28 protein-coding genes and 1 tRNA gene are annotated in these 26490 nt (G+C 67.9%); 13 read left to right on the forward strand and 16 right to left on the reverse strand.

Annotation, left to right across the window (positions count from 1 at the left end; all coding sequences use genetic code 11):
* The first annotated feature begins 98 nt into the window (after window positions 1-98).
* The 3 genes from ACFVWL_RS07005 to ACFVWL_RS07015 are packed head-to-tail and all read left to right on the forward strand — an operon-like array spanning window position 99 to window position 1706.
* Window positions 99-893, forward strand: a complete 795-nt coding sequence (locus ACFVWL_RS07005) for a class E sortase (RefSeq protein WP_387180261.1) — start codon at window positions 99-101, stop codon at window positions 891-893.
* Between the two features lie 28 nt (window positions 894-921).
* Complete coding sequence (locus ACFVWL_RS07010; protein ID WP_021201363.1) at window positions 922-1077, forward strand: hypothetical protein; 156 nt, start codon at window positions 922-924, stop codon at window positions 1075-1077.
* Window positions 1074-1706 (forward strand): anthranilate synthase component II, encoded by a 633-nt coding sequence (locus ACFVWL_RS07015; protein WP_387180265.1) that lies wholly within the window; start codon window positions 1074-1076, stop codon window positions 1704-1706. Before ACFVWL_RS07010 ends, ACFVWL_RS07015 begins: the two co-directional genes overlap by 4 nt.
* 34 nt (window positions 1707-1740) lie before the next feature.
* Here ACFVWL_RS07015 and pknB read toward each other — a convergent pair whose 3' ends face one another.
* Genes pknB through ACFVWL_RS07050 form a run of 7 tightly spaced genes read right to left on the reverse strand, consistent with a single transcriptional unit; the run spans window position 1741 to window position 10605 of the window.
* Window positions 1741-3429, reverse strand: coding sequence for a Stk1 family PASTA domain-containing Ser/Thr kinase (pknB, locus tag ACFVWL_RS07020; protein WP_387180267.1), 1689 nt, complete (start codon window positions 3427-3429; stop codon window positions 1741-1743).
* A gap of 46 nt (window positions 3430-3475) precedes the next feature.
* The gene (locus tag ACFVWL_RS07025) at window positions 3476-5212 is read right to left on the reverse strand and encodes a protein kinase (protein WP_387180269.1); all 1737 of its coding nucleotides are present in this window, start codon (window positions 5210-5212) and stop codon (window positions 3476-3478) included.
* The gene (locus ACFVWL_RS07030; protein WP_387180272.1) at window positions 5209-6663 is read right to left on the reverse strand and encodes a peptidoglycan D,D-transpeptidase FtsI family protein; all 1455 of its coding nucleotides are present in this window, start codon (window positions 6661-6663) and stop codon (window positions 5209-5211) included. Before ACFVWL_RS07030 ends, ACFVWL_RS07025 begins: the two co-directional genes overlap by 4 nt.
* A gap of 1 nt (window position 6664) precedes the next feature.
* A complete protein-coding gene (locus ACFVWL_RS07035; protein WP_387180275.1) occupies window positions 6665-8050 on the reverse strand; it encodes an FtsW/RodA/SpoVE family cell cycle protein in 1386 nt (461 codons plus the stop codon).
* Entirely contained in the window at window positions 8047-9351 is a 1305-nt protein-coding gene (locus tag ACFVWL_RS07040) for a PP2C family protein-serine/threonine phosphatase (RefSeq protein ID WP_387180277.1), read from the reverse strand. The genes ACFVWL_RS07035 and ACFVWL_RS07040 overlap by 4 nt, the downstream gene beginning before the upstream one ends.
* A gap of 7 nt (window positions 9352-9358) precedes the next feature.
* Window positions 9359-9883 (reverse strand): FHA domain-containing protein, encoded by a 525-nt coding sequence (locus ACFVWL_RS07045; RefSeq protein ID WP_387180280.1) that lies wholly within the window; start codon window positions 9881-9883, stop codon window positions 9359-9361.
* Complete coding sequence (locus tag ACFVWL_RS07050; protein WP_387180283.1) at window positions 9880-10605, reverse strand: FhaA domain-containing protein; 726 nt, start codon at window positions 10603-10605, stop codon at window positions 9880-9882. The genes ACFVWL_RS07045 and ACFVWL_RS07050 overlap by 4 nt, the downstream gene beginning before the upstream one ends.
* 144 nt (window positions 10606-10749) lie before the next feature.
* On the opposite strand from ACFVWL_RS07050, the gene ACFVWL_RS07055 reads away from it, so the two are divergent.
* Together ACFVWL_RS07055 and ACFVWL_RS07060 are read left to right on the forward strand one after the other, a co-directional pair.
* Window positions 10750-10832 (forward strand) — tRNA-Leu (locus ACFVWL_RS07055).
* A 140-nt stretch (window positions 10833-10972) separates the two neighbouring features.
* Window positions 10973-11617 carry a hypothetical protein gene (locus tag ACFVWL_RS07060; protein WP_387180284.1) on the forward strand — a complete coding sequence of 215 codons (645 nt, stop codon included), beginning with the start codon at window positions 10973-10975 and terminating at the stop codon, window positions 11615-11617.
* Between the two features lie 21 nt (window positions 11618-11638).
* Here the strand turns inward: ACFVWL_RS07060 and ACFVWL_RS07065 are convergent, their stop codons facing one another.
* The gene (locus tag ACFVWL_RS07065) at window positions 11639-12487 is read right to left on the reverse strand and encodes a ribokinase (RefSeq protein WP_387180287.1); all 849 of its coding nucleotides are present in this window, start codon (window positions 12485-12487) and stop codon (window positions 11639-11641) included.
* Between the two features lie 112 nt (window positions 12488-12599).
* On the opposite strand from ACFVWL_RS07065, the gene ACFVWL_RS07070 reads away from it, so the two are divergent.
* Window positions 12600-13532, forward strand: coding sequence for a nucleoside hydrolase (locus ACFVWL_RS07070; protein ID WP_387180290.1), 933 nt, complete (start codon window positions 12600-12602; stop codon window positions 13530-13532).
* Window positions 13533-13535: 3 nt separating this feature from the next.
* Here ACFVWL_RS07070 and ACFVWL_RS07075 read toward each other — a convergent pair whose 3' ends face one another.
* Window positions 13536-14552, reverse strand: coding sequence for a LacI family DNA-binding transcriptional regulator (locus ACFVWL_RS07075; RefSeq protein ID WP_387180292.1), 1017 nt, complete (start codon window positions 14550-14552; stop codon window positions 13536-13538).
* 113 nt (window positions 14553-14665) lie between these two features.
* Between ACFVWL_RS07075 and ACFVWL_RS07080 the strand changes: the two genes are divergently transcribed.
* From ACFVWL_RS07080 to ACFVWL_RS07095, 4 genes are all read left to right on the forward strand, one after another.
* Complete coding sequence (locus ACFVWL_RS07080) at window positions 14666-16084, forward strand: MFS transporter (protein WP_387180295.1); 1419 nt, start codon at window positions 14666-14668, stop codon at window positions 16082-16084.
* 165 nt (window positions 16085-16249) lie between these two features.
* Window positions 16250-16498, forward strand: coding sequence for a hypothetical protein (locus ACFVWL_RS07085; protein ID WP_387180296.1), 249 nt, complete (start codon window positions 16250-16252; stop codon window positions 16496-16498).
* A gap of 61 nt (window positions 16499-16559) precedes the next feature.
* Window positions 16560-17264, forward strand: a complete 705-nt coding sequence (locus tag ACFVWL_RS07090) for a GntR family transcriptional regulator (RefSeq protein WP_387180299.1) — start codon at window positions 16560-16562, stop codon at window positions 17262-17264.
* Window positions 17257-17991 (forward strand): GntR family transcriptional regulator, encoded by a 735-nt coding sequence (locus ACFVWL_RS07095; protein ID WP_387180300.1) that lies wholly within the window; start codon window positions 17257-17259, stop codon window positions 17989-17991. Before ACFVWL_RS07090 ends, ACFVWL_RS07095 begins: the two co-directional genes overlap by 8 nt.
* 242 nt (window positions 17992-18233) lie before the next feature.
* Here ACFVWL_RS07095 and ACFVWL_RS07100 read toward each other — a convergent pair whose 3' ends face one another.
* A complete protein-coding gene (locus ACFVWL_RS07100; protein ID WP_387180303.1) occupies window positions 18234-19427 on the reverse strand; it encodes an MFS transporter in 1194 nt (397 codons plus the stop codon).
* Between the two features lie 77 nt (window positions 19428-19504).
* On the opposite strand from ACFVWL_RS07100, the gene ACFVWL_RS07105 reads away from it, so the two are divergent.
* The gene (locus tag ACFVWL_RS07105; protein ID WP_387180305.1) at window positions 19505-19945 is read left to right on the forward strand and encodes a winged helix-turn-helix transcriptional regulator; all 441 of its coding nucleotides are present in this window, start codon (window positions 19505-19507) and stop codon (window positions 19943-19945) included.
* A 24-nt stretch (window positions 19946-19969) separates the two neighbouring features.
* On the opposite strand, the gene ACFVWL_RS07110 is transcribed toward ACFVWL_RS07105, so the two are convergent.
* Together ACFVWL_RS07110 and ACFVWL_RS07115 are read right to left on the reverse strand one after the other, a co-directional pair.
* Entirely contained in the window at window positions 19970-20938 is a 969-nt protein-coding gene (locus tag ACFVWL_RS07110) for a GNAT family N-acetyltransferase (protein ID WP_387180308.1), read from the reverse strand.
* 56 nt (window positions 20939-20994) lie between these two features.
* Window positions 20995-21222 (reverse strand): hypothetical protein, encoded by a 228-nt coding sequence (locus ACFVWL_RS07115; protein ID WP_387180310.1) that lies wholly within the window; start codon window positions 21220-21222, stop codon window positions 20995-20997.
* 111 nt (window positions 21223-21333) lie between these two features.
* Here ACFVWL_RS07115 and ACFVWL_RS07120 point away from each other — a divergent pair, with 111 nt between their 5' ends.
* Together ACFVWL_RS07120 and secA2 are read left to right on the forward strand one after the other, a co-directional pair.
* On the forward strand, window positions 21334-21972 hold the full coding sequence (locus ACFVWL_RS07120; RefSeq protein WP_387180313.1) for a hypothetical protein: 639 nt from the start codon (window positions 21334-21336) through the stop codon (window positions 21970-21972).
* Window positions 21973-21983: 11 nt separating this feature from the next.
* Entirely contained in the window at window positions 21984-24263 is a 2280-nt protein-coding gene (gene secA2 / locus ACFVWL_RS07125) for an accessory Sec system translocase SecA2 (protein ID WP_387180316.1), read from the forward strand.
* 26 nt (window positions 24264-24289) lie between these two features.
* Here secA2 and ACFVWL_RS07130 read toward each other — a convergent pair whose 3' ends face one another.
* From ACFVWL_RS07130 to ACFVWL_RS07145, 4 genes are all read right to left on the reverse strand, one after another.
* Window positions 24290-24592, reverse strand: coding sequence for a hypothetical protein (locus ACFVWL_RS07130; RefSeq protein WP_387180318.1), 303 nt, complete (start codon window positions 24590-24592; stop codon window positions 24290-24292).
* Window positions 24589-24855: a hypothetical protein gene (locus tag ACFVWL_RS07135; protein ID WP_387180319.1), complete on the reverse strand. Its 267-nt coding sequence runs from the start codon at window positions 24853-24855 to the stop codon at window positions 24589-24591. The genes ACFVWL_RS07130 and ACFVWL_RS07135 overlap by 4 nt, the downstream gene beginning before the upstream one ends.
* Before the next feature lie 299 nt (window positions 24856-25154).
* Entirely contained in the window at window positions 25155-25958 is an 804-nt protein-coding gene (locus tag ACFVWL_RS07140; RefSeq protein WP_387180321.1) for an SDR family oxidoreductase, read from the reverse strand.
* On the reverse strand, window positions 25955-26455 hold the full coding sequence (locus ACFVWL_RS07145) for a MarR family winged helix-turn-helix transcriptional regulator (RefSeq protein ID WP_387180324.1): 501 nt from the start codon (window positions 26453-26455) through the stop codon (window positions 25955-25957). The genes ACFVWL_RS07140 and ACFVWL_RS07145 overlap by 4 nt, the downstream gene beginning before the upstream one ends.
* Between the last annotated feature and the right edge of the window lie 35 nt (window positions 26456-26490).

Here is a 26490-nt window from a genome sequence, read left to right on the forward strand (position 1 = left end):
CATTGTACCCATGAGACCTGTCCTCCGACGAGGCCGCGCTGCCCGCGGAGACGGGGAAGCCACGGCATCCGCTCAGCGTTCCCGGATATGATCACCGCATGACTGCATCCGTCGCGCCTGGGGGGCGACGTCCGCGGCGACAGCGACCACGCTCTCGCGCGACGTTCGCGAGCGTCCTCGGTGAACTTCTCCTCACCGCCGGTGTGGTCGTCCTCCTCTTCGTCGCCTGGCAGATGTGGATCGGCGACATCATCATCAGTGCCCAGAAGAACGACGAGGGTGCGGCCGTCTCGCAGGCGCTCGCGCAGGCCGATCCTCCCGAGCTTCCGCCGGTCGTCGAGGATGACGACGGCGCCACCACGTACGTCCCTCCTGTGCCTGCAGCCCCGGCCGATGCACAGTGGTTCGGACAGATGCACATCCCGCGTTTCGGGGCCGACTACAACTTCGGGATCTTCGGGGGCACGAGCCGTGCGCGCACCCTCGACCAGCAGGGCATCGGCGTCTACACGAACTCGAAGATGCCGGGAGAAGTCGGCAACTTCTCACTGGCCGGACACCGCACCACCTGGGGAAAGCCCTTCAACCAGCTCGACAAGCTTCAGCTCGACGACGCCATCGTCGTCGAGACGCCGGACGGCTGGTACACATACCGGTTCCGGACCCTCGAGTATGTGAAGCCCACCCAGACCGATGTGCTCGCCGACGTGCCGCAGATGCCGGAGCAGCAGACGGGGGAGCAGTACATCACCCTCACCGCCTGCTCCCCCCTCTACTCCCTGGCCGAGCGCATCGTGGCCTACGGGGTGTTCGAGAGCTTCCAGCCCCGCGCCGAGGGGCCGCCGACCGCACTCACCGATCCGCCGCCCCCACCGGCCGCACCCTCGGTGTGATCGTGGACGTCCGCAAGGGAGAAGACTGATGTACGCCGCACTCTGGCGCCTGCTGCCCGGTCCGTGGTGGTTGCGCGTGCTCATCCTCGTGGTCGTCATCGCGGCCGTGCTCTACGGACTGTTCTGGTACGTCTTCCCCTGGGTGAGCCCGATCATCGCCCCGGGCGAGGTCGACGTCGAATGACGCGAGTGCTCGTGGTCGACAACCACGACAGCTTCGTGCACACACTGGTCGGATACCTGAGCGAGCTCGGTGCCGACACCGTGATGATCGAGTCCGATGCCACCGACGCCGCACGACTCGAGCGAATGCTCCCCGAGTACGACGCGTTGATGCTCTCTCCCGGCCCGGGTGCCCCCGCTGACGCCGGTGCCTCGCTCGACGCGGTGCGCACCGCCACGCGGCTGCGGATCCCGACGCTCGGCGTCTGTCTCGGGCATCAGACGATCGGCGAGGCGTTCGGAGCACCGGTCACCGCGGCGCCCGAGCTCATGCATGGGATGGCCTCGGCGGTCACGCACGACGGATCCTCCCTGTTCGCCGGCATCCCCTCGCCGTTCGAGGCTGGTCGATATCACTCCCTCGCGCTCGCGGCGTCCGACCTGCCCGCCGAAGTCGTCGTGACGGCGTGGACGGCGAACGGCACGGTGATGGCGCTGGCTCACCGGGAGCTGCCCCTCTGGGGCGTGCAGTTCCACCCGGAGAGCGTGCTCACCGAGGGAGGCTACCGGATCCTGGCGAACTGGCTCGAGCTGTGCGGCGACGAGAACGCCGTGGCGCGCGCGGAACACCTGCACCCGCTGACCCGGTGAACGTCCTCCGGGTCGACTCTCCGACTCGGGAACGCTAGCCGGTGCAGAAGAAGATCTGGACCGACGAGCCGACCGGAACGTCACCGGGCGCCACCGACATGGAGCGAACCGTAGCGGGCTCCGTCGTCGGGCAGTCGGCCGTCTCAGTGGGCACGGCGACCAGACCGAGATCGGTGAGGTTGGTCGTGGCGGCATCGACGGTCCAGCCGACGAGGTCGGTCAAGGTGACTTTTCCGCTGGCCACGACCAGGTTGATGACGGTTCCGGGATCCAGCTCGGTGTCGGCCTTCTCGCTCGCGGAGATGACGGTATTCGCGGCCAGTGCCTTGTCGTTGCGTTGGATGACGGTTCCGAGCTCGAGGCCTGCCGCCGACAACGCGTTCTTGGCGTCATTGAGCGCCATGCCCTCGATCTTCGGCATGACCACCGTCTCCTCACCCTTGGAGACGTACAGCGTGACCGTTGAGCCCTCTTCTACCGACACGCCTGCCTCGGGGTCGGTGCGGATGACGTTGCCTTCCGTGACCTCGGAACTCGTCTCGATGACGATCTTCGACGAGAGGTCGAGCTTGGCGAGATCGTCCTGTGCGCGCTCTGAAGAGACGTTGACGAGGTTCGGGATCGTCCGCGACGTGCTCGACACATCGGTGGGCCGCATGCTGATCGTGACGACCCAGAACAGCACCGAGGCCAACAGCACCGCGAGCAAGGCCACACCCGCCCAGATCCACGCCACCGGCGGACCGGACTGGGTTCGGGTCATGGTGGTGTCGGTGCTCAGCTGACGCAGCGATCGCGCAGTCTCCTGTGCCTGCCGCGGGCTCGCGCCGTACAGCTCGCTCGTCAGAGCGCCGAGCTCTTTCCGGGTCGGGGCGCTGCCGGTCATGGCGGAATCCAGTGCCGCGCGGAAGTGCGCGGCATCCGGATACCGCTGGTACGGATCTTTCGCGAGGGCGCGGAGCACGATCGGGTCGAGAGTCTTGGGGGCTTCCTCGTTCACCTCGGTCGGCGGAACAGGAGTCTCGCTGACGTGCTGGTACGCGACCGCCACCGGTGACTCGCCCCGGAACGGCTGACGCCCCGTGAGCAGCTCGTACAACACGACACCGGTGGAGTAGAGGTCGGCCCGTGCATCGACGGGCTCCCCCTTCGCCTGTTCCGGTGAGAAGTAGGCGGCCGTGCCGATGATCTGGGTGGTCTCCGCCACGGTCGACGACGAGTCGGAGACGGCTCGGGCGATGCCGAAGTCCATCACCTTGACCTGGCCCTTGTCGGTGACCATGACGTTGCCGGGCTTGATATCGCGGTGCACGACACCGGCGCGGTGGGAGTAGTCGAGCGCCTCGAGGATGCCGTCGACGTAGCGCACCGCGTCGACCGCAGGCACGGGCCCGGCGGAGATGATGTCCTTGAGGAGGGTGCCCTTGACGAGCTCCATCACGATGTAGGGCGGTTCGTCGGAGCCGACTTCGCTCGTCGAAGGGTCACCGGCGTCGAACACGCGGACGATCGACGGATGCGACATGCGCGAGGCCGCCTGCGCCTCGAGCCGGAACCGGTTGCGGAACGTGGTGTCGCGCGCCAGGTCGGCGTCGAGGATCTTGATCGCGACCTCACGGCCGAGCGTCAGGTCGTACCCGCGGTACACCTTCGCCATTCCGCCATGCCCGATGAGCTCGTCGACGCGGTACCGGCCCGCGATGACTCGTGGCTCTGTGGACACGGATGACCCCCCTGGAAAACTACGCGTGCTGAAACTGAATTACAGGTTACCCGGCAGTGCCGTTGTTCCCGTCGCCGGGGTCTGTGGCCGCCGTGATCGTGACCGACAGAGGCGGCGACGCGGCAGAGGTGCGCTGGTCGCCACCGGAGCACATGCCCTGGTAGGTGACGATGAGCTGCTGGCCCTCGGCATCGGCGACCTTCACCTGCGCGTTGCGCTGCGTCGGCTGGAAGTTCGGGCCGCCCGACACGAAGGTGCCGTTCTGGACCGAGACGACGTACCCCGACAGCGTCGTGCCACTGGGGCATGTGAACCCGGTGCCCCAGGAGATGGTCACCGTCGAGCCGGCGACCGGGTTTCCTGTGATGGTCGGAGCATCGGTCGGCGTCGGCACGCCGGCGCGAGCGGCATGGATCGTGAGGGTGATCGCCTGCGTGGTCTCGACGTTGCCGGTGGGTGCCACGCGATAGACCGTTCCGACGGCTTCGTCGGTGGGAGCCGGATCGCCTTCGACGCAGGTGATCTCGCTGTTGAAACCTGCGCCCTTGAGGGTGGACGTGGCGGTACCGCAGTCCATGCCTTCCAGCCCCAGCGCGGTCACGTCGACTCGAGTCACCTCGGGCGTCGGCGTGGTGGGCGGTGGGGTCGTCTGCGTCTGGGTCGGCTTGCTGCTCGGGGATCCCGTGGGATCGGCGTCGCCGCCCTGGTTCGCCAGCATCGCCCACACCGTGCCGCCGAGCACGATCACCAGCAGCGCGATCAGCGCGATCAGCGGCCAGGTCCAGGGACTGCGCTTCTTCTTCTTCTCCTCTTCCGCGGCTTCCTCGGTGGGGAGCTGGGCGGTCGTGGGAAGGATACGCGTGGTGCCGTCGTCGCCCGACGCGTTCAGGAGCCGGGTCGCGTCGTCGCCACCGGCAACACCACCGGTCGCGATCGCGGGGACGGCGATCGCCGCCGAGTTCAGGTCGCCGCGGCGAAGGGCCTGGGCCGCACGTGCCACCGTCGCGGACGACGAGGGGCGATCGCTGGGCTTCTTGGCGATCATCGCCATGACCAGGTTCTGCACCGGGATCGGGACGGTCGGAGGCAGGGGCGGCGGCTGCTCGTTGATCTGCGCCATCGCGATGGCCACCTGCGACTCGCCCGTGAACGGGCGCTTGCCGGCCAGGCACTCGTACGCGACGATGCCGAGCGAGTAGGTGTCGGTCGCCGGCGATGCCGGGTGTCCGGAGGCCTGCTCGGGCGACAGATACTGCACGGTGCCCATGACCTGGCCGGTCGCGGTGAGCGGCACCTGGTCGGCGATGCGCGCGATGCCGAAGTCGGTGATCTTCACGCGGCCGTCCGGCGTGATCAGCAGGTTTCCCGGCTTGATGTCACGGTGGACGAGACCCGCGGCGTGAGCCGCCTGCAGAGCGGAAGCCGTCTGGGCGACGATGTCGAGCGTCTTGTCGGCACTCAGCGCACCGTCGCGCTCGAGCACGGTCGAGAGCGCCTCGCCGGGCACCAGCTCCATGACGAGGTAGGCGCTGCCGTTCTCCTCGCCGTAGTCGAACACGCTGGCGATGCCCTCATGGTTGACGAGAGCGGCGTGCCGAGCCTCGGCACGGAAACGCTCGAGGAACCCGGGGTCCCCCATGTACTCGTCCTTGAGGATCTTGATGGCGACGGTACGTCCGATGACGTGATCCGTCGCTTCCCACACCTCGCCCATGCCACCGATCGCGATACGCGACTGCAGCTCGTAACGACCACCGAACGACACACCCTGCGTCGGCCTCATCTGCCCAGCACCGCCTCTATGACCTTCTTCGCAATCGGAGCGGCGATGGTGTCGCCGCTACCTGATTGTCCCTGTCCGCCGCCGTCTTCGACGACGACCGCTACTGCGACCGCGGGGTCGTTCGCCGGCGCGAAGCCGGTGAACCACAACGTGTGCGGCCTGTTTCCGTTCTCTGCGGTGCCCGTCTTACCGGCCACGTCGATCCCGTCTATTCTTGCACCCTGGGCTGCGCCCGTTGCGACGCTCGCGACCATCGCCGCGGTGACGTCGTTCGCTACGTCGGCCTCCATCGCACGTCCGAATTCGCTGTCCTGGAACGCCTTGATGACAGAGAGGTCGTTCCCGATGACGGCGTCGACCATGCGCGGGTTCATCACGATGCCGTCGTTGGCGAGTCCTGCGGAGACCATGGCCATCTGCAGCGGGGTCGCGGTGACCTTCCCCTGGCCGAATCCGGTCAGGGCGGTCTGTGCGTCGTCGAGGGCGCGCGGGTAGCTCGAGGGCGTCGACGTCAGCGGCGTGTCGAAGGACTGGTTGAACCCCAGCTTGTCGGCCATCTCGCGGATGGTGTCGTCACCGAGCTCGACGGCGAGTTCGGCCATCGGGATGTTGCAGCTGAGGCGGATCGCCTCGGCGATCGTGACCGTCTCGCCGGGGCCGCAGGTGCCGCCCCACGCATTGGAGACACGGTTCGTCGAGCCGGGCAGGGTGTAGGCGATCGGGTTCGGCAGCGTCGAGTCCGGGGTCCAGTTGCCGCTGGCGTAGGCAGCAGCCGCGACGACGACCTTGAACGTCGAACCGGGAGGGTTCAGGTCGCCGGCGATCGCGCGGTTGGAGAGGGGCTTGTTCGCGTCGGCGACGAGCTGGTCGTACGTCGCATTCGCGGCATCCGCGTCGTGGGTGGCCATCAGGTTGGTGTCGAACCCGGGAGTCGAGACCATCGCGAGGATGCGACCGGTCTTCGGGTCCATCGCCACGACCGCACCCTTGAGGTCGCCGAGCGCTTCATAGGCGGCCTGCTGCGCGGCCGTGTTCAGCGAGAGCTCGACGCTGTAACCGCGCTGCGGCTGGCCCGACAGGATGCGTTCGACCTCGCCGAGGAACGCGTTCGACCCCGTGCCGGAGAGTTCGGCGTTCATGGCCTTCTCGATGCCGGTGCTCGAGCCCAGAGCCGGGTTGAAGTAGCCGGTCACCGGCTCCCACATCGGCGCATCCGAGTAGACGCGCTGGAACTGGTACCGGTCGTCACTGGGCACGGAGCTGGCGATCGCGACCCCGTCGACGATGATCGATCCGCGCTGGATCTCGTAGCTGTCGAGCCTGGTGCGCTTGTTGTTGCTGTTCTGGGCCAGCGCATCGGCCTCGACGACCTGGATCCAGCTGGTCGCCGCGAACAGCGCGATGAACATGAACAGCATGATGATGCTGAGACGACGGAGTTCCTTGGTCATGTCAGCCGATCACCACCCGGGGCTGACGACGGACGCCGTCGGAGATGCGCAGCAGCAGTGCCACGATGAGCCAGTTGGCCACGAGGGAGGAGCCACCCGCGGCGAGGAACGGGGTGGTCAGACCGGTCAGCGGGATGAGGCGGGTGACACCGCCGACCATGATGAACACCTGCAGTGCGATCGTGAACGAGAGTCCGGTGGCGAGCAGCTTGCCGAAGTCGTCCTGACCCGCGAGGCCGATGCGCATGCCGCGGCTGACGAACACCATGTAGAGGCAGAGGATAGCGAACAGCCCGATCAAGCCGAGTTCCTCGCCGAGGCTGGTGATGATGTAGTCGCTGTGTGCGAGCGGAGTGACCTCGGGGCGGCCCTGACCCCAACCGGTGCCCATGAGACCGCCGCGTGCGAGGCCGAAGAGCCCCTGCATGGGCTGGTAGCCGGCACCGTCGGGGTCGACCTGGCTCGCGTCGAAGAGGAAGAGCCAGTTGATGAAGCGACCCTGCACGTAGCTGAGGATCTGCGTCGCGAGCGCGACACCGGCGACCACGAGGGCCAGGCCGATCAACACCCAGCTGGTCTTGCCGGTCGCGACGTAGAGCATCGCGACGAACATCCCGAAGATCAGGGTTCCGGTGCCGAGGTCGCGCTGGAACACGATGATTCCCAGCGAGATGAGCCAGACGACGAGCACGGGCCCGAGCTCGCGCATGCGCGGCCACGTGATGCCCAGGACCCGCTTGCCGACCGACGTCAGGCTCTCGCGGGTGCGCACGAGGTATCCGGCGAAGAAGATGGCCAGGCAGATCTTCGCGAGCTCACCCGGCTGGAAGGCGAACGCACCGCCGAGCGACACCCAGACCGCCGCGTTCGCGTCGGGGATGCGCAGACCCGGGACGAACGGCAGAAGCAGGAGCAGGATTCCGGCGAGGCCGAAGATGTAGGTGTACCGGAACAGGATGCGGTAGTTGCGCAGCAGGATGACGACCGCGATCGCACCCGCGAGCGAGATCGCGGTCCACGCCAGCTGCTTGGTCGAATAGGCGTTCCAGCCGGTGTTCTTGAAGGCAATGTCGATGCGATAGATCATCGCGATGCCGAGCCCGGTGAGCAGGGTCGCGATCGGCACCACGAACGGATCGGCGTCGGACGCGACGAAGCGCAGCACGATGTGCAGGGCGAAGGCGAGGGCGGCGAGGCCTCCGCCGATCGCGAGGATCATCGGGTCGATCACACCGAGTGCGCCCAGCTGTACGAGCGTGAGGGCGGCGCCGCTGATCGCACACGCGAAGAGCAGCAGCCAGAACTCGCGGTTGCGCTGGTTCTGCGGCATACGGATGCGCTTGAGGGCCTTGATGACGCTGGTGTCGGCCGAGACGTCGGTGCTCATCCCTCACCCCCGGCCGGGGTGTCGACAGGAGTCGGCATGGGGGTGGGCAGCGGCGTCTGCTCGATCACGTTCGCGTCGGCACCCGCACGGAGTCGGTCGACGATCGCCATCGCGTCGGACAGCGAGCGCGCGGTGATGGTGCGCTCCACCGATGCCCGCTGATACGGAGGCAGGTTCGCGAGGAGGATGTCGGTGTCTTCGATCGGGGTCGACAGCGTGACCGGACCGATGTTCTGCTGCACCCCCTGGAAGATCACCACGCTGTCCTCGTCGGCGCCGATGAAGTAGCGCGTCTGGGTCCAGCTGTATGCGGCGAAGGCGGCGACGCCGAGCATCACGACCACTACGAGAGCACCCGCGATCCAACCGAGGCGGCGGCGCTTGGCGCGGCGGCGATCCTCTTCGATGAGCTCCTCGAGATACTCGGGGGCGGGTTCGAAGTGGCTCGGCTCGTTCGCGGCCTGGCGCACCGGGTGCAGCCAGTTGCCGCGTGGAGGGCGCACGGGCGGCACGTATATGCCGTCGGGGTTCGAGGCCGAGCCGACGATGGTGGGCGTGCCCGAGTGGATCGGGTGCTGTCCGCCGACGTCGACCAGGACGATCGTGACGTTGTCGGGCGCTCCGCCGTCGAGCGCCTGCTTGAGGAGGTTGTCGGCCGTGCGTCCCGGAGCGAGGCCGAGCTGCATGGCCTTGAGGATGTGGGGCTCGTCGACCACGCCGGAGAGGCCGTCGGAGCAGAGCAGCCACCGGTCGCCGGGCTGCGTGTGCATGACGAACATGTCGAGCTCGGGGTCGGAGTCCATGTCGCTGAGCACGCGCATGAGCACGGAGCGGCGGGGGTGGTAGCGGGCCTCCTCCGGGGTGATGCGGCCCGAGTCGACCAGGCGCTGCACGAAGGTGTGGTCGGCGGTGATCTGCGTCAGGGCGTCGTCGCGGTAGAGGTAGATGCGCGAGTCGCCGATGTGGCCGATGACCGCGTACTCGTCGACCATGATGATCGCGCTGACCGTGGTGCCGAGACCGGCGAGCTCCGGGCGGTCCTTCGCGGCGCGGATGAGATCGCCCGCCGCCGTGGTCGCCGCGGCCTGCAGTGAGGCCTGCGCGTCTTCCGTCGACGCATAGGGCTGGTCGAGCGGCTCCAGGCGCTGGATCGCGATGCTCGAGGCGACGTCACCGCCGGCGTGACCGCCCATGCCGTCGGCGACGACGAAGAGGTTCGCCCCGGAATAGCCGGAATCCTGGTTGTTGGAGCGGACCTTCCCGGTGTGGGAGATCGCGACGCTCGAGCCTTCGAAGACCATGCCGGCGTCAGGCTCGCAGCTCGAAGGTCGTGGCGCCCACCTTGATGGGGGTGCCGAGCGAGAGGGCGACAGGCGAGCCGGTCACGCGCTGGCCTGCGACGAAGGTGCCGTTGGTGGAGTCGAGGTCCTGGATCGCCCAGCTGTCACCGCGCAGCATCAGACGCGCGTGGTGGCTGGACGTGTAGTCGTCGCGGATCACGAGGGCGGACTCGCTGGAGCGGCCGATCGTGAGCGAGTCGGCGCTGAGCGGAAGCTCCAGGCCCGCCTTGGGCCCCGAGGTGATGACGAGGCGCTTGGCGGTGGCAACTGTGGCCGGACCGGTGGACGGGCGGGCGGATGCGGGCTTCGCGACAGGTGCGGCAGGGGCGGCGGTCGGTGCCGCGGCGGGCGCTCCAGCCGTCGCCTCGGCGGGGAGCTTGCGCACCCGCACGCCGAAGAGGTCGGCGCGCAGCGAATACACGACCCCGAACACGAAGAACCACATCAGGAGGAGGAACCCGATGCGGAGAAGAAGGAGGATCAGTTCACTCAACCGAGGGCTCCGAACGCTCGGGTGGCGTCGTCGTCCCGGGGGGCCGGACGCGAGGGCGCGGCCACGGGAACGATGCGGAAGACCAGGTCGGTGCGTCCGATCGTGATCGTGGTGTCGGTGGGGAGCGCTGCTTCGCGCAGCTTCTGCCCGTTGACCTTCGTCCCGTTGGTCGAGCCCAGGTCGCGCATCATGGCGCGCTCGCCGTCCCACAGGATCTCGACGTGCTTGCGGCTCGAACCGGCATCGGCGATCGTGATGTCGGCATCCGAACCGCGTCCGATCACCGTGCGGGCGCGGGAGATCGAGTGGCGACGCCCGTCGACGTCGACCACGGCCTGCCAGCTGACGCGACCCTCGACCGTGCCGGAACCCACGCGCACCGTGCCGGTGGCGACCTTCTCGTCGGCTTCGAGGTTGATCGAGAGCGGGCCGGCGAAGCTGTACCCCTGCGACTTTGCGTGCTTGGTGAGAAGAGCATGCAGCTCGTCGGTGAGGGCGCCGCCGAGTCCGCGCATCCGCTCCGCATCGTCGGCACTCAGACGCACGACGAAGCTGTTGGGCGCGATGATGCGGTCGCGGCTCACGACCGCCGCCTTCGTATCGGCTTCGCGCCGCAGCGCCGAAGCGATCTCCACAGGCTGGATGCCGCTGCGGAAGGTCTTGGCGAACGCGCTGTTTACTGCGCGCTCGAGACCCTTCTCAAAGCTGTCAAGTAGTCCCACTGGGCTCCTCTGGCATGCCGACTGGTAGACACATCGTAGCCAGGTGTCCTGGGGGAACGCCGCCGATGACCCTCCAGGCATGTGCAACGAGGCCGAAAACGCATGATATCTTTGGGAAGTTGAGTTCTTCGGAACGAGACACTCGCGCGAGTGGCGGAATGGTAGACGCGCTGGCTTCAGGTGCCAGTGTCCGTAAGGACGTGGGGGTTCAAGTCCCCCCTCGCGCACAGTATGTGCGTATCGGAAGTTCATCCGATGTGAGTGTGAGAAAGACCCGGTTCCGTTGAGGAAGCCGGGTCTTCTTCGTTTCGATCCGGTTCTTCGGTGCGGTGCCCACCGCCGGTGAGTCGACCGCTAGTGTCTGGTCATGAAACGCAGCGAATTCCGTACCTCTCTGATGGGGTGGCGAGCCGCGCTGATCACGCTGGCCGCCGCGGTCATCAGTTTCGCGGCGGTGCTGATCCCGCTGGTGAACACGGTGGTGGATCGAGATGGAACCATCGCGGTGCGTGATCAGAGGATCGACGAGCTGGAGCAGGAGCTGGACTCCGCGAACGCGAAACTCGAGGTTCGGCAAGAGGTCATCAGTGAGCTGCGCGAGGAGAATCAGGAACTCCGTGCGGCACTGCCCTACACCGTCGCCGCGGAAGACGTTCATGACATCCGAGCGACGGCCACTCTCACCCTCGCCAAGCGGGGTGACACTCTCGACCTCAACTCGACGTTGCCGAACTTCGATGCAGGAGACTTCGTCTACTCCGACGCGCTGTCCTACGACGGAGAGACTCTGGATGTGAGCTATGGCGTCTCTTCCGTGGTCCTGGCCTCGGGCAACGCGGACTACGCGACGTGCGCCGCGGCGACGGGGTGGGCGAAGAAGTCGTCTCTCGATCCTCACGTGCTCGAAGCTCCGACGACCTGCGTGCGGCTCCAGTCGGAGCGGTACGCGGCAGTCCAGGTTCTTCGCTACGACGCGAACTCCGTGGACCTGACCATCACCGTCTGGGAGTAGAGCCGTCGGAGCTGCAGCACCTCACGGCGCCGGAAGGTAGTGGCTCAGGTGCTCGAACGGCGGCTGCGACGAGAGGTGCGACACGGCCGCGGATCCGACTGCACAGGCGGCTGCAAGCGCGTCGGCCGGTGCATGTCCGGAGCGAAGCGCGAGCACGAGAGCCGCGCAGAACGCATCCCCCGCGCCGACGGTGTTCACGGCCTCCGCGCGGACGCCGTCGGCTCGTGCGACCTCCTCCCCCTGGCGATACAGGGCCGCACCGGCTGCTCCGTAGGTGACGGCAACGAGTTCGGCACTGGCGAGCTCGGGCATGAGCTCGCGTTCGGTCTCGTTCACGATGAACAGGTCCACTCGGCGCAGCAGTCCTTCGGGCAGCGGCTGGGCGGGTGCGGCGTTCACCGCGATGAAGCCGGTCGCGGTGGCGGCGACCTGTTCGACGACGGTGAGCGCGATCTCCAACTGCATGAGCACGGCCTCGTCCTCTCGGAAGGTCACGCCGTCGAGAGCCAGGAGGTCGTTCGCGCCGGGGCAGACCGCGATCTGGTTCTCGGCGTCGGAGTCCACCACGATCAGCGCCGTCCCGGTGGGGGCATCCACGGTCCGTAGGCCGGTCGTGTCGACGCCGGCCCGCATCATCTCCTCGCGGGTCCAAGACCCGTCGGCGTCGTCACCGACAGCGCCGATCATGCGCACCCGTCCCCCGAGTTTCGCGGCGGCGACGGCCTGATTCACGCCCTTCCCGCCCAGATCGCGGGAGAGTCTTCCTCCCGCCACGGTCTCACCCGCAGTGGGGAGGCGATCGACGAACGCGGTGACGTCGACGTTCGCACTGCCGACGACGACGAGAGACGGAAGAGCGGGAGTGACCATGGCGGCAGCTTTCGGATCGAGGGGCGGGAGAGGAACGGGCGCTTCGCAGTCGACTTGACGTTCCCGTGAGAAAGTGTAAACGTTTACGCACGAACATCTGCAAAGGAGCACCATGACCACTCCCGTCCTTCTCGACTGCGATCCGGGCCACGACGACGTCTTCGCGATCTGGCTCGCGGCCGGAAACGACGCCATCGACCTGCGCGGTGTGACGACCGTCGGCGGCAACGGCTACCTCGAGCACACGACCCGCAACGCGCGGATCGCCCTCACCGTCGCCGGGGTCGAGAACGTGCCGGTCGCCGCGGGTGCCGACAAGCCTCTCACCCGCGAGCTGACCCCCGGGGCGTGGATCCATGGAGAGAACGCCCTGGGCGGCCCCGCGCTCCCCGAGCCCACTGTGCCGCTGGACCCTCGCCATGCCGTCGAGTTCCTGGCCGACACCCTCGCCGCCTCGTCGGAGCCGATCACACTGATCCCCACCGGCCCCCTCACCAACATCGCCCTCCTGCTGCAGCAGCACCCGGAAGTCGCGCCCCAGATCAAGGAGATCATCTGGATGGGCGGCTCGACCGGCCGCGGCAACGTCGGCGCCTACCCGGAGTTCAACGCCTGGGCGGATCCCGAGGCGGCCGCGGTGGTGTTCGCCTCCGGACTGCCGCTGACGATGGTCGGGCTCAACATCTCGCATCAGGCGCTGATCACCGAAGACGTGATCCAGCGGATCGGTGCGGTCGGCAACGAGACATCGGCCTTCGGCGTCGAACTGCTGCGCTTCTTCTGCAGCACCTACGAGAAGGCGGAGGGGATGCCGGAAGGCCCTCTGCACGACCCCATCACCGTGGCCATCGCGATCGACAGGGCCGTGGCCTCCGTTCAGCGCTGCCACGTCGACATCGAGACGACGGGCGAGTTCACGGCGGGCGCGACCTGCGTCGACCTGCACGACATGCTGGGCAAGGAGCCGAACACCGACGTCGCGATCACCCTCGACGTGCCGAAGTTCTGGAACCTGGTGACGGATGCTGTCGCCGCACTGGCCTGACGCTCAGCGCGGTGCGACGGGCGCGGTCGACTCGGCCACGCGCAGACTCGGCGTGAGACGGCTCAGCACGTACGAAGCGTCGGGATCTTCCATCCGCCGCACGAGCGCCTCGGTCGCCTCGCGGGCGAGTTCGTCGAACGGCTGCACGACGGTCGTCAAGCGCGGCTCGCACACATCCGCGAGCATCGTCCCGTCGAAGCCGGTCACCTGCACGTCGGAAGGAACGCTCTTGCCTGCGCGCTTCAACGCCGCGATGGCCCCGGCTGCGACGAGGTCGTCGCCGGCGATGATCGCATCGGGAAGAGCGCCGCGCCCCAGCAGCTCCTCTGCGGCCCTCTCGCCGAACGTGAGCAGGTACTCGCCGAAGATGTTCTCCTCGTGGGACAACGAGCGCGTGCGCACGGTCGCCTCGAACGCGGCGCGTCGCTCACGGCCCACGGAGGTGACGTCGTTGCCCGAGACGAGCACGACGCGTCTCGCGCCGCGGGAGGTCACATGGTCGACGGCCAGGTCGATGCCGGCGTCGTTGTCCACGCCCACGAAGTCCGCAGGAAGATCGATCACGCGCCGGTCGAGCTGCACGAGGGGAACTCGTCGGGCGGTGTCCACGACGGCGTCGAACGAGAGCTCGGCGTCCGAGGGGACCACGAAGATGCCCTCGACGCGACGCTCGACCAGCATGCGAAGACGGTCGCGTTCGCGGTCGACCTCGCCGTGGGAGTCCGCGATGACGAGATCGAAGCCGCGGCGTTGCAGGTGGTCCTCGAGGCGGTGGATGAGCTCACCGTAGAAGGGGTTGCTGATGACCGGAACCACGACGCCGATGGTCGCCCCGGTGCCGGCGCGCAGGCCACGACCGATGAGGTTGACCCGATAGCCGAGCCGCTCGGCCACCTCGGCGACATGCTCCGCGGTACGCCCGGACACGCGGTCCTTGCCGTTGAGGGCTCGCGAGACGGTCGCTATGGAGACACCGGCGGCGGCTGCCACCTCGTGCAGCGTGACGGACGCCTTCTTCACCACGACTTCACACCCTGACCGGTGCCGCCGGTCGACACCATCAGTCCAAGATAGGGCGTGCGTAAAGGATTACGCACGCGAACAGCCAACGATTCGACACGAAGAAGTGAGCAATGACCAACCAAGTAGATGCGGTTCGCACCCGAACGAGCGTGGTGTCGCTGATGATCGCCCTCCTCGCCGCATGCCTCGCCTTCCAGCTCAACGCCAGCATGCTGAGCCCCGCGCTGGTGACGATGGAGCGCGAACTCGACGCGACGTCGACCGAGATCGCCGCGACACAGACCGTCTTCTTCACTGCGGCCGCGCTGTTCACCCTGTTCCTTCCCCGCCTGGGTGATCTGATCGGGCGCCGACGCGTCCTCGTCGGAATGCTCGTGGTGATGGCCGTGGGGTGCGTCGTCGCGGCGCTGGCCACCAACGTCCCCATGCTCTTCATCGGCCGCCTCATCCAGGGAGTATCGGGACCGGTCGTTCCGCTCTGCCTGATCATGCTGCGGGCGGCGGTGAAGGACCCGAAGGTGTACGGAACCCTGCTCGGCGTCGTCACCGCGGTCAACGGAGGGATCGCCGGCGGCGACGCGCTGCTCGGCGGATACCTGGCGACGAACCACGGCTTCGCCTCGATCTTCTGGACGATGGCCGGCGTGGCGATCGTCGCCGCCCTCACCGTGCGATTCCTCGCCCCGGAGACGATGGCAGACGACCGCCCGCGCATGGACTGGTGGGGATCGCTGCTGCTGGTCATCTCGGTGGGATCGATGCTCGTCGCGCTCAACGAACTGGGCCGGCTCGGTGAGGCCGACATGGTGCTCGTGGTCGTTCTCGCGGTCGTCGCGGTCGTGACGTTCACCTCCTTCTGGAAGCTCGAGGGGAAGATCGCCGATCCGCTCGTCTCGACGGCCCAGCTCACGCAGCGAGCCACCTGGGCATTGAGCGCCACCTCGCTGCTCACCCTGTCGGGGATCTTCGCGATCATGAACGGTGTGGTTCCCGCGCTCGCGCAGGACACGGCGATGAACCTCTCGATGAGCGCCGAGGAGGTGTCGCTGTGGATCCTGATGCCCTACGCCCTCGCCGGCCTCCTGATGGGACCCCTCAGCGGCCGGCTCGCTGCCACCGTCGGATACCGCACCATGCTGCGGATCGGACTCGGAGGAACGGTCGTTGCGCTGGCGCTCATGGTCGCCAACGTCGAGACCTCCTCACGACTCGTCCTGCTCCTCCTCTCCGTCGCGGTCGGCATCACCTACGCCGGGATCGGCAACATCATGCTCAACGGCCTGGGTGTCGTGCTGTCGCCGAAGGACCGCCCCGGCTCGCTCCCCGGCCTGAACACCGGTGCCATCAACCTGGGGGCAGGACTGAGCTTCGTCGTCATCTACGCGGCGCAGACCTCGTTCGCCTCCGAGGCGGGGGGCGCGACGACCGGTTACGTCGCCGCCCTGATCACCGGTGCGGCGGTGCTCGTCGGCGCCCTCGTCTTCTCGATGTTCATCCCGAAGCCCGTCAGCGCCGAACTGACCCGGTAGTCCACGTACCGGATCGACCCCCGCCCGCACCGGGCGGGGGTCCATCGTCTTCGAGCGCACGCGAAACATCCGCCTGGGGTACTACCCCGTCCCTACCTCCGGCCGATGCGCCGAGCACCCCGTCCCGCGACGATGGGATCTCCCCCTCCCAGAGAAGGCCATTCCGTGACTTCGCACACCTCCAACACCGACCCGAGCCCCGACCCCAGCCCTCGGTTCGCGCTCGCCCTCGCCGCAGTCGGGCTCAGCACCTCTGCGCTCGCGCTCGCCGCCTGTGCTTCACCTGCCCTGTCGGTGACATCACCCTCGGGGACTGCTCCTTCGGCCGATGCCGAAGAGGTCGAGAAGCTCGAGGAGACCCTCGAAGCCGCGGTCTCGGAACACGATTCGGGAGGGGTGTCGACTCCTGGATGAGGGTGCGGTGTCGACGGAAGGGGCAGAGACAAAAGAGAGGGCGCTGGCTAGTCTGGCCGGTATGACGGACGAGCCGAAGCCCTCGACGAAGGCTCGTCCTCGCACGCTGATCCGCGACCAGGTGTACGCCCGACTGGCTCAGGAGATCGTGACCGGACGTCTGGCTCCGCTCGAAGAGATCCGCGATCAGGACCTCCAGGCGGAATACGGGGTCTCACGGACGCCGATCCGGGAGGCGCTCATCCGGCTCGCCGATGTGGGCCTGGTCGAGATGAGCTCGAACCGCTTCACGAGGGTTGCACCGATCGATCTGCGGGCGCAGGCGGATCGTGCGGAGGCGGCCGGTGCGCTGATCGCCTATGCGGCCGCGAAGGTGGTGCCCACCCTGACCGACGCCCAGCTCGACTCCCTCGATGCCCGCGTACAGGCGATCCTGGACTCCGACCTCACACGCGGAGGGATGCCGGACGGGCTGCGGCTCTGGTTCGCCCTCTGGGTCGAGATGATCGAACTCGCCGACAATGCGATCGTGACCGAGATCCTGGACCGGAACCTCGTTCTGCACCTGAGTCGGTCGGTGCAGGATCGTCCGCTCCCCGACTGGCTCGGAGAGCAGCAGCGCGCGCTCATCGGGCCGTTTCGACACGCGCTTCGTGCCCGCGACGGGGCCGCCGCACGCGATGCCGTCTTCGAGCTCTTCCGCATCACGACCGTCGAGAGACTGCGGGCGGCGCTGACCGGAGAGTGGCGGCTCCCCGGTGAGTGAGGCAGAGTCGGTGCGGGGTGCACGTGGTGCCTCCTCGTTCCTGTCGATCGAGATCCTCGGCCTCGTCGATCGGAAGGAACTGGACGCGCCGACACCCGTGCCCACACGGCTGGAGTCGGTCGTGGAAGCACTGATCCACAAGATGGAGACCGGCGAACTGCCTCCGGGAGCAGCACTGAAGGTCTCGACGTTGTCGAAGGAGCTCGACGTCGCCACGAACACCGTGCGCGAGGCGATCTCGATCCTGACGGCGCAGCATCTGGTCGAGGCCCGCGCGCACAAGTCGTCGGTGGTGGCGACGCCGACGGAAGCGTGGCTCGCGGCCGTCGTCGCGGAATGCTCGGGCCTGTCTACCCTGGCCGCGACCCTGGGCATCGCGCGCGCGACCCCGAGCGAGCGTCGCGAGTTCCGGGCGGCAGCGGAGGGGGCGATCACCGCATGGCGCGTACCGTTCGTCGACCACCGGGTCGCGTCGGGGGTCACCTGGAACCTCTTCCAGATGCTCGCCTCGTACGCGCGGAATCAGTATCTCGAGGCGATGCACGCCGCCAAGCGCCCCGCCCTCGTGCTCGGGTTCACGCATCTCGGGCGCGAGCGCAATGCCGCAATGGTGAGCAATGCCATCGCGGAGCTTCTCGAGGCGGTCGACGACGAAGCGGCTCACGAGGGGGCGGAGATCGTCGGCGACCTCTATTTGTACGTTCTCGACGACCTCGTACCGGACTGACCGCGCACTGATATTTCACCGCGGCAGCCGCGCTGCCGATACCGTGAGATCGTCGCCTTCTGATGGCGGCAGCACAGCACTCCCGACGGTCCCCGCCGTCACGGCGATCGTCCCCAAGATCGCACATCGACGAGTGCTGCGCTCCGTTCGTTGGCCGCCGTTCCCCACGGCGGCCGGCGGACGCCCATTCCGCGCCGGCGATGGACGGGGTTCGAGGGACGAGCGCTGCGCACGAGACACGATCAGCGCGAAGCGCGAACAGGCTCGCACCCCCCTCTCCGAGCGCGGCGCACGGCGGGGATGCCGAGAGCCCACGCGACGAAACCTGCGGCGGCGAAGGCCGCGCCGAGCATCGCGGATCCGGTCCACCCCGATGTGCTGAAGACCAGGGTGGTCGTCGCCGCGCCGACGGCAGAGCCCAGCGAGTAGAAGATCATGTATCCGCCGATGGTCGTCGCGACGCGGTCGGGGTGCAGTGCGGTCAGGATGTGCTGGTTGCTGACGTGGGCCGCCTGCACGGCGAAATCGAGCACGACGACGCCGACGACGACCAGGGCCAATGACCAGGAGAGCTGTGCGATCAGCCCCCAGGATGCGACCAGCGCGAGGAGGGCGAGACCGGTGACCCGGTTCGCCTTGCCGCCATCTGCCCAGTGGCCCGCGCGCACGGCGCCCAGCGCCCCGGTCAGCCCGGCGAGCCCGAAGAGTCCGATCTGGGTCTCGGTGAGATGCCAGGGTGCGGACGCCAGCGGAAGCGCCATCCCGCTCCAGAGCGTTCCGAACGAGGCGAAGAGGAAGAACGCGATCACACCGCGACTGACGAAAGCGGGGTCGGTGAGCAGATGACCGAGACCTCTGACGAGCTCCGTGTAGCGGCGGGTGGGCGGGCGCACATCACTCGGAAGAGCGAGGAGGGCGACTGTGCCCAGCATCACGGCCAGAACCGCCAGGACGACGTAGACGCTGCGCCATCCCCAGATGTCGGTCAGCACCCCGGCCATCAGACGCGAGCCGAGGATGCCGACCACGACTCCGGACGTCACGAATCCCAGGGTGCGTCCGCGCTCCGCGGGAGTCGACACTGCTGCCGCATAGGCGACGGTGGTCTGCACCACCACCGCGAACAGTCCGGAGAAGGCCAGCCCGGAATAGGCCAGCCACGCCGTCGGAGTGACGGCGACGGCGACCATACCGATCCCGACCAGCCCGAGGTGGAGCGCGATCAGTCGCCGTCGGTCGAAGCGGTCACCCAGAGGGACGAGCGCGATGAGGCCGATGAGGTAGCCCAGTTGTCCGGCGGCGACGAGCCAGCCCAGTGCGTCGGTGGGCACCCCGAGATCGCTCCCGATCTCGGCGAGCATGGGTTGCGCCGCATATACGGTCGCGACGGCGACCGCGCAGATGACGGCCAGGAGTGTCTTCGTCTTGAGGTCCACAGTGTCCTTTAGTTGCATATTGCTACCGAATGAACGGTAGGGGATAATGGTTTCAAATCGCAACTCTTGGAGATGTCATGAGGGAATCCGCCAGGCCGCAGTGGACCGACCCGAACTGCCCGGTCGCACGCGCGACAGACTTGTTCGGCGACCGATGGAGCATGCTGATCATCCGGGACGCTATGGACGGCGCCCGCACGTTCACCGACTTCCAGCAGCGCACAGGCATCGCGCGCAACGTGCTCACCGATCGCCTCCGCAGACTCATCGGGTACGGTCTCATGGCTCAGGTCGATGCTCCGGCCGGTAAGCGCAAGCACTACGAGTTGACCGCTGCCGGGGAGGACCTGTTCCCGGTCGTCCTCGCTCTGCGGCACTGGGGTGAGGAGCATGCGTTCGGCGATGGAGAGGGGCATTCGACACTGGTCGACGCCACGGGAGCGTCCGTGACTGCGCCCGAACCGCTCGGCACGGACGGGACCCCGCTGACGAGCCGGAACACCCGCGTCGTCAGGTGAGTGCGGCCGGCGTCTGACCGGGATTCAGCCGAGCGGACCCTCGAGGATCGTGAGCACGTCCACCTCGTCGAATCCGACCGATCTGTTGAGCGCGAGCATCGGCGCGTTCGTGAGGGCCGTGTAGGTCTGCAGGAACAGCGAGCCGCTGCTCTCCGGAACGCTGGTGAGCCGGCGGAGGTTGGCGATCTTCAGCGCACGACCGATGCCGTGACCGCGGACGCGCTCCTCGACGAAGGTGTCGTCCTGGAGGACGATCGTCGGATCGGGCCGCGAGAGCAGGATCTCGGTGTAGCCGACCGGCTCCCCGTCGACGCGCGCGACGCTCCGCACCAGGGCATACCCCTGCTCGGACATGCGCTCCTCGTTCCGGCGGACGGCAGTGATATCCGCGGGCGTGGCTGTGCGTGTCAGGTCTCCCATCGGCACGTCGTCCGACATGTGAGCGCGAAGCCGAGCCCAGCCGTCGAGCAGCTCCTCCGGACACGCGCCCACCCATGAGATGACCTCGACCCCCGAGGGCGCGCCGGGAAGGCCGTCGAGCGTGCCCGGCGGCAGCGGGAGGTCGACCACCTGCCGGCTCTCACGGACGCCGACACGCATCCCCTCCGAACGTGCGAATGAGACCCCGGCATCGGAATACGTCTCGGTGCGCATCACGGTGGCGGTGCTGCGGAGGGCGTTCCGCACGGCCTGGAGCAGCGCACGTGCGACACCACGGCGACGGAAGGCATCGGCGACGGCGACCTCGACGTCAGCCGGCTCGCCGGGGTGTACATGCGCCTCCGCCGCGCCGACCTCGACGCCGTCGACCTCAGCGAGCAGCAGCACCGAGCTGCGGGTGGGATGCGGGTTCTGGAACTGCAGGCGCGTCGCCTCGTCGCTGCGGGACCACACCTTCTGGCGGCCGACGGCATACCCGTCGCGGAGGATGCCGTTCCACCGCAGCAGGAGATCGATGTTCTGCGGATCGACATCCGTGATCTGGATTCTCACGAGCGATAGCCCCTTCGATGTGCGGTCAGGGGCGGGTCGGGGCGGCGACGAGCGACTTACACGCCTTCGTCATCGGCGGCCGCGGCTTTCGCTGCCTGCGCCTTCGCCTTCGCCGCGCGGACGTCGACGATGTACCGCGCGGTCCACGCTGCTGCGGCGACGAAGACGAGCACGACAGTGAGGTACGAGTACCACGAGGGCTCGACACCCTTGACCACCAGGAACACACCGATGCTCAGGAATGCGAAGGCGCCGAGCAGTGTCCATCGACTGTCGTTCTCCATGCTTCGAGATGCTACACGCCCGGATCGGTGCGAGCGTGGGGGCGGTGCTGATCCGCGGGTTCTGAGAGGGTGGAACACAGGACCTGCCCCTGGACGATGAAGCGGTGAACGATGAGCGGACCTGATTCCCCCGTGATCGCGGTCGAGGACGCGTCGTCGCGGTGGTCGCGATGGTGGCTGACGTCGGGAGTGCTGTTCATCACCTCCGCTCTGCTGGCCGTGTTCCGCAGTCTTCCCGGTTCGCTCGACGCGGAGGCTCTCGTCGTGATCTCGACGTCTGCCACCGTGGCCTTCAGCCTTGCGCTCGCCTCGGCGGGCATCGCGGCTGCGCGCCGTGACGACACCCTGCGACTGCCGAAGACCGTGATCATCTCCCTCTTCCTCCTCGCCGTTTGGCTCCCCGTGGGTCCGCCGTTGCTCACCGCCGCTATCGGTGTCACCTCAGCGGCACCGCTCTATGTGAACGCGCTCGTCGAGCTGGGGTTGAGTGGTGTGATCGTCGCCGGTGTCCTCCGCAGTCCGCTGGCGGAACCCTGGAGGTACGTCCCGGCGATCGCGCTCGCCGCGGTGGTGCTGGGATCGTTGACGGAAGTAGCCATCATGTCGGGCAGCGTGTCCGACCAGAACACGATGATCCTCGCCTCCAACGTGCTGATCTTGACGCGCATCCTCGCCGCCGGGGCACTGGGAGCAGTGGCGTTCCGAGCCGCGCGTTCCCGGGCCGGGTCGGTGGTCGTGTTCGGGGGATGAGAGGAGGCCGCATGCAGACACCGAAGTGGTTGCGCAGCGCCGTCGGTTTGCCGGGAACGGTCTCGTTCTCCGCGATGGAGTCCGCGGTGTCGAACGCGCTCTCGCTTCAGCCGGAACTGGACGCGCTCTCGTCCCAGGAGCTCGTCGATCGCGCGCAGACGTTCGTCGGAACAGCGTCCGGTGCCCTCGCTCTTGCCGTCCTCGCCGGACGGCGGACCCTCGGAGTCGATCCATTCCGGGAGCAGGTGCGCGCGGCCGCTGCCATGCTCGCCGGCTTCGCGGTGGAGATGGACACGGGAGAGGGGAAGACGCTCGCCGGTGCGCTCGCGGCTGCCGGCCATGCGCTGGCCGGACGCTCGGTCCACGTCATCTCCGTCAACGACTATCTCGCCCGACGGGATGCGGCGTGGATGCGCCCGCTCTATGCCGCACTCGGCATATCCGTCTCGGCGGTGATGGAATCCAGCACTCCCGAGGAGCGCCGCGGAGCCTACCGTGCGGATGTCACGTACGTGAGCGTCAGCGAAGTCGGCTATGACGTGCTCCGCGACCGGTTCTGCGTGCGCGAGGCAGAACGTGTCTCCCCACGGATGGACGTGGCGATCGTCGACGAGGCCGACGCCGTGATGATCGATGAGGCGATAGTTCCCCTGGTTCTCGCCGGGAACGCCCAGACGGTCGAGGGCGACCCTGCGGAGGCAGCGGCGTTGGTCCGCGCCATGACCGAGGGGGCGGACTACGTCATCGATGCGGAGGCGGCGACCGTCTCCTTCACGGATGACGCCCTCGACGCCCTCGAAGGGAAACTCGGCGGGGTGAACCTCTACGCCGCGGATCACATCCCCGTCCTGACGGGGCTCAACCTCGCACTGCATGCGCGGGTGTTGATGCACCGGGACGTCGACTACGTGATCGACGACGGAGGGCTGCGACTCGTGAACACGAGTCGAGGGCGCATCGCCGACGGGCAGCGCTGGCCGGATGGGCTGCACGCCGCTGTCGAGGCGAAGGAGGGACTCGAGACCAGCGGCTCCGGAATCATCCTGGACACGCTGACGGTGCAGGATCTGCTTCTGCAGTACGACTCCCTGACCGGGATGAGCGGAACCATGCTGGCCGTGGCCGACGAGCTGATCGAGTTCTACGAGGTGAAGTGCGGCCGTGTCGAGCGCCGCGTGCCGCAGGCTCGGGTGGATGAGCCCGACGTCGTGCTCGACACCGAGGAAGAGGTGTCTGCCGCCGTGGGAGCGGAGGTGGAGCGCCGCCATGCGATCGGGCAGCCGGTGCTCGTCGGCACGCAGAGCATCGCGGAGTCGGAGGCCATCGCGGGAATGCTCGCGGCGCGCGGCCTGCAGGTGCGGGTGCTGAACGCCAAGAACGACGAGACCGAAGCACAGACGGTCGCTCGCGCGGGGGAGCGGAACGCCATCACCATCTCCACGCAGATGTCGGGGCGTGGCACCGACATCGTCCTCGGGGGTGCGGATGCCGCCGAGCATGACGCTGTCGCCGCGGTGGGAGGACTCGCCGTGATCCAGGTCGGGCTCTACCCCTCACGCCGACTGGACGCGCAATTACGGGGGCGCGCCGGCAGGCAGGGCGACCCCGGGGTGTCGGTGCGCATCTGCAGCCTCCACGACGAGCTGATCGTGACCACGGCCACGCGCACGATCCGCGCGCAGATCGCTTCTCCCGGATCGCTCTCCGAGAAGAGGCGGCGGCAGATCCTGGCCACGGCGCAGGACATCTCCGAGGCCGTGCGCGCCGATGCGCACCGTGCGACGTGGGGATACAACCGCGCGATCACACGACAGCGCGATACCGTCCTGGCCGAGCGGCAGCACCTCCTGGCTTCCGACACCCACCTGTGGGAGCAGATGGGGAGCGTGGCCACGGAGCTCGATGTGCCCGACGCCGCTGTGACCGACGCCGTGCGTGAGATCGCCGTCCTCAGCCTCGACGATGCGTGGTGCGAGCACCTGCAGATGCTGCAGTCGGTGCGTGACGGCATCCACCTCCGTGCGCTCGGCGGCCAGAACCCACTCGAGGAGTTCCACCGCCTGGCACTCGCCGAGTTCGACGGGTTCTTCGCGCATGCCTACGCAGAAGCCGGTCGACTCCTCTCCCGCACAGGCCTCGTGGATGTCGACGCCGCGCTCGTGGCGGCACGACAGCGCAGGCCCTCAGCGACATGGACCTACATGGTGAGCGACAACCCGCTCGGTGACGCCGTTTCGCGAGCTGCGGAGTCTCTGCGCGCGATGTGGTCGGATCGGCGCAGACGACACTGACGTCCGACGCCTCGGAGGGCGGCCCGTCAGGCGACGCTCACGTACCCGTGAGAGGAGTCGTCCTCGACGAGGGCGTAGGCGAGCACGCCGTCCGCTTGCGGTCGGGTGCGTCGCCACACTCGCTCGTGACCGCCGGTGGCGTAATCGAGCACGATCCATTCCGGGGCGCGCGGATCACGACGTCCGACCACATACGAGGTGCTGCCGAGGCCGACGGAGCCGAGCTGGGCGACGAACTGATCGTCGTCCAGGGAGGCAGGCGGTGTGCGGCAGAGCTCGGCCGAGCGGATGTGCATGGTCTGCTCGGCCTGCGCGGCTCGCCGCCTCATGCGAAGTCCCCGGCGCGTGCGCCCAGCTCGCTGGTGTCGCGGAGGCCGTGCGCGTCGAGGTACGCGCGGATCGTGTCGTGCACGATGCGGATCTGTGCCTCGTTGCCCATGGCGGCCTGCATGGCGCCCATCGTGGGTGCCGGCTTGCCGTTCACCCGGTCGAGCGCCTCCCAGACGATGTCCTCGCGGGAGCCGCGGCCCATCGAATGCGGCATCGAACTGAACACCGGGTTCGGCTTCCAGCCGGTTCGGGTCTCCTCCATCAGTGATTCCTCTCGTCTCGCCGGGCGCTGTCGAATGCGGGTGCATTCGTTCCTGTGCGTGGGCGCGCCGAATACCCCTGGGGCGGTTGCCCCCGATGGACGGCGCGCTGTCCTGCGGCCAGGAGCCTTCCCGAGGAGCTGTCGGATGTCGACGGAGGGAAGGACGATCTGGCCGTCCGGTTCTCTCCGACAGTACCACGTTATTTTTAGTCATTCAAAATAAGCGGGACATCCGGATGCGGTGGGAGCAACGAGAAGGCCCGGTCCGCAGGGGACCGGGCCTTCTTCTGTGGTGTGGGTCAGTCGCGCGGCGCGTCGTTCCACGACCAGATGTCGTCGCCGCGCAGCACGGCGTCGGCTCCGCCGTCGCAGTAGATGGTCTGTCCCGCCATGTGCGTGTTGGCCGGGCTCGTCAGCCACACCAGCAGCTCCGCGATCGAGGATGCCGGCTGGTGGTAGTTCAGGGGCATCGGCACTGCGGCGTCGACCTGTGCCAGGCCCTCCGGGCTCGCCAGCAATCCGGCGGTCATCGCCGTGGTGACCGTGCCGGGGGCGACGGCGTTGAGGGGGATCCCCGCGCCGGCCCAGGCGTCGGACACCGATGCGCGGCGCACCCACCGCGAGAGGGCGCGCTTGCTGGAGGAGTAGTTGAGGAAGCCGCCCTCAGCCGTGGCGGCGAGCTGGTCGCCGATCTCGAGGGCGAGGGGCTCGTCGCCGCTCAGCGCCGCGTCGACGAGCTCTGCAGAGACGGGCTGCAGCGATGCCATCGACGACACCACGGCCGCGCGCGGCTGGTCTGCCAGGCTCAGCTTCGGCATCAGTGCGGTCAGGAACTCGGTGACGCCGAAGTAGTTGATCGCCATGGTCTTGGCGATCGGCGCCGCGATCCCGGCGCACGCGATGATGGCGTCGATGCCTCCGTCGGCTGTGGCGAGCACGGCCTCCGCGGCGGCGACGCGCCCTTCAGGAGTCGAGAGGTCGCCCGTCACCTCGACGCCTGCGAGGTCGACACCGATCACGGCGTGTCCCTGCGCGCGAAGCAGCTCGGCGGTCGCGGCGCCGATGCCGGATGCGGCGCCGGTGACGACATAGGTGCGGGTCATGTTTCCTCCTGGGGTGATGGGACGGTAACGGATGGCGGCCGGGATATGGTCGCTTGCGTCGCCCCGGGCAGGGCGGCGACGAAACGGCTCAGGTGAGCCTGGAACTGGGTGATCTCCTGCGTCGACCAGCCCGCGAGGGCACCGCCGACCATCTGCTGTCCGGCGGCGACGAGGCGTGAATACGCTTCGCTGCCGGCATCGGTCAGTCGCACGTCGACCGTGCGTCCGGATCGCACTCTGTCGAAGAAGCCCTGTGCGGACATGCGCGAGACCAGCTTCGACGTCGTCGGACGCGACATCGCCGCTCGGTCGGACAGGCGGCTGAATCCGAGGGAACCGCCGCTCATGCCGACCAGGTACAGGGCTCGCACCTCGGCGGAGTCGAGGGACCCGTCGACACTTTCGGCGACCTGCACCTGCAGCTCGCTCTGCGTCCACTCCGCGACCACGCGAACCAGCGCGTCACGGATGTCGTCGAGCTCGTCGTGGACCGCCATGAAACCAGGATATCAGCTCAGTTGCGTGAGGCAAC

Origin of the sequence: Microbacterium sp. NPDC058269, from assembly GCF_042881445.1 — a bacterium.
GTDB lineage: Bacteria > Actinomycetota > Actinomycetes > Actinomycetales > Microbacteriaceae > Microbacterium.

Bases quoted from the DNA above. Each gene is read 5' to 3' on its own strand.
- ACFVWL_RS07005 (WP_387180261.1), top strand. From the start codon at position 99: ATGACTGCATCCGTCGCGCCTGGGGGGCGACGTCCGCGGCGACAGCGA.
- ACFVWL_RS07010 (WP_021201363.1), top strand. From the start codon at position 922: ATGTACGCCGCACTCTGGCGCCTGCTGCCCGGTCCGTGGTGGTTGCGC.
- ACFVWL_RS07015 (WP_387180265.1), top strand. From the start codon at position 1,074: ATGACGCGAGTGCTCGTGGTCGACAACCACGACAGCTTCGTGCACACA.
- ACFVWL_RS07025 (WP_387180269.1), bottom strand. From the start codon at position 5,212: ATGAGGCCGACGCAGGGTGTGTCGTTCGGTGGTCGTTACGAGCTGCAG.
- ACFVWL_RS07030 (WP_387180272.1), bottom strand. From the start codon at position 6,663: ATGACCAAGGAACTCCGTCGTCTCAGCATCATCATGCTGTTCATGTTC.
- ACFVWL_RS07035 (WP_387180275.1), bottom strand. From the start codon at position 8,050: ATGAGCACCGACGTCTCGGCCGACACCAGCGTCATCAAGGCCCTCAAG.
- ACFVWL_RS07040 (WP_387180277.1), bottom strand. From the start codon at position 9,351: ATGGTCTTCGAAGGCTCGAGCGTCGCGATCTCCCACACCGGGAAGGTC.
- ACFVWL_RS07060 (WP_387180284.1), top strand. From the start codon at position 10,973: ATGAAACGCAGCGAATTCCGTACCTCTCTGATGGGGTGGCGAGCCGCG.
- ACFVWL_RS07065 (WP_387180287.1), bottom strand. From the start codon at position 12,487: ATGGTCACTCCCGCTCTTCCGTCTCTCGTCGTCGTCGGCAGTGCGAAC.
- ACFVWL_RS07070 (WP_387180290.1), top strand. From the start codon at position 12,600: ATGACCACTCCCGTCCTTCTCGACTGCGATCCGGGCCACGACGACGTC.
- ACFVWL_RS07080 (WP_387180295.1), top strand. From the start codon at position 14,666: ATGACCAACCAAGTAGATGCGGTTCGCACCCGAACGAGCGTGGTGTCG.
- ACFVWL_RS07090 (WP_387180299.1), top strand. From the start codon at position 16,560: ATGACGGACGAGCCGAAGCCCTCGACGAAGGCTCGTCCTCGCACGCTG.
- ACFVWL_RS07105 (WP_387180305.1), top strand. From the start codon at position 19,505: ATGAGGGAATCCGCCAGGCCGCAGTGGACCGACCCGAACTGCCCGGTC.
- ACFVWL_RS07115 (WP_387180310.1), bottom strand. From the start codon at position 21,222: ATGGAGAACGACAGTCGATGGACACTGCTCGGCGCCTTCGCATTCCTG.
- ACFVWL_RS07120 (WP_387180313.1), top strand. From the start codon at position 21,334: ATGAGCGGACCTGATTCCCCCGTGATCGCGGTCGAGGACGCGTCGTCG.
- secA2 (WP_387180316.1), top strand. From the start codon at position 21,984: ATGCAGACACCGAAGTGGTTGCGCAGCGCCGTCGGTTTGCCGGGAACG.
- ACFVWL_RS07130 (WP_387180318.1), bottom strand. From the start codon at position 24,592: ATGAGGCGGCGAGCCGCGCAGGCCGAGCAGACCATGCACATCCGCTCG.
- ACFVWL_RS07135 (WP_387180319.1), bottom strand. From the start codon at position 24,855: ATGGAGGAGACCCGAACCGGCTGGAAGCCGAACCCGGTGTTCAGTTCG.
- ACFVWL_RS07140 (WP_387180321.1), bottom strand. From the start codon at position 25,958: ATGACCCGCACCTATGTCGTCACCGGCGCCGCATCCGGCATCGGCGCC.
- ACFVWL_RS07145 (WP_387180324.1), bottom strand. From the start codon at position 26,455: ATGGCGGTCCACGACGAGCTCGACGACATCCGTGACGCGCTGGTTCGC.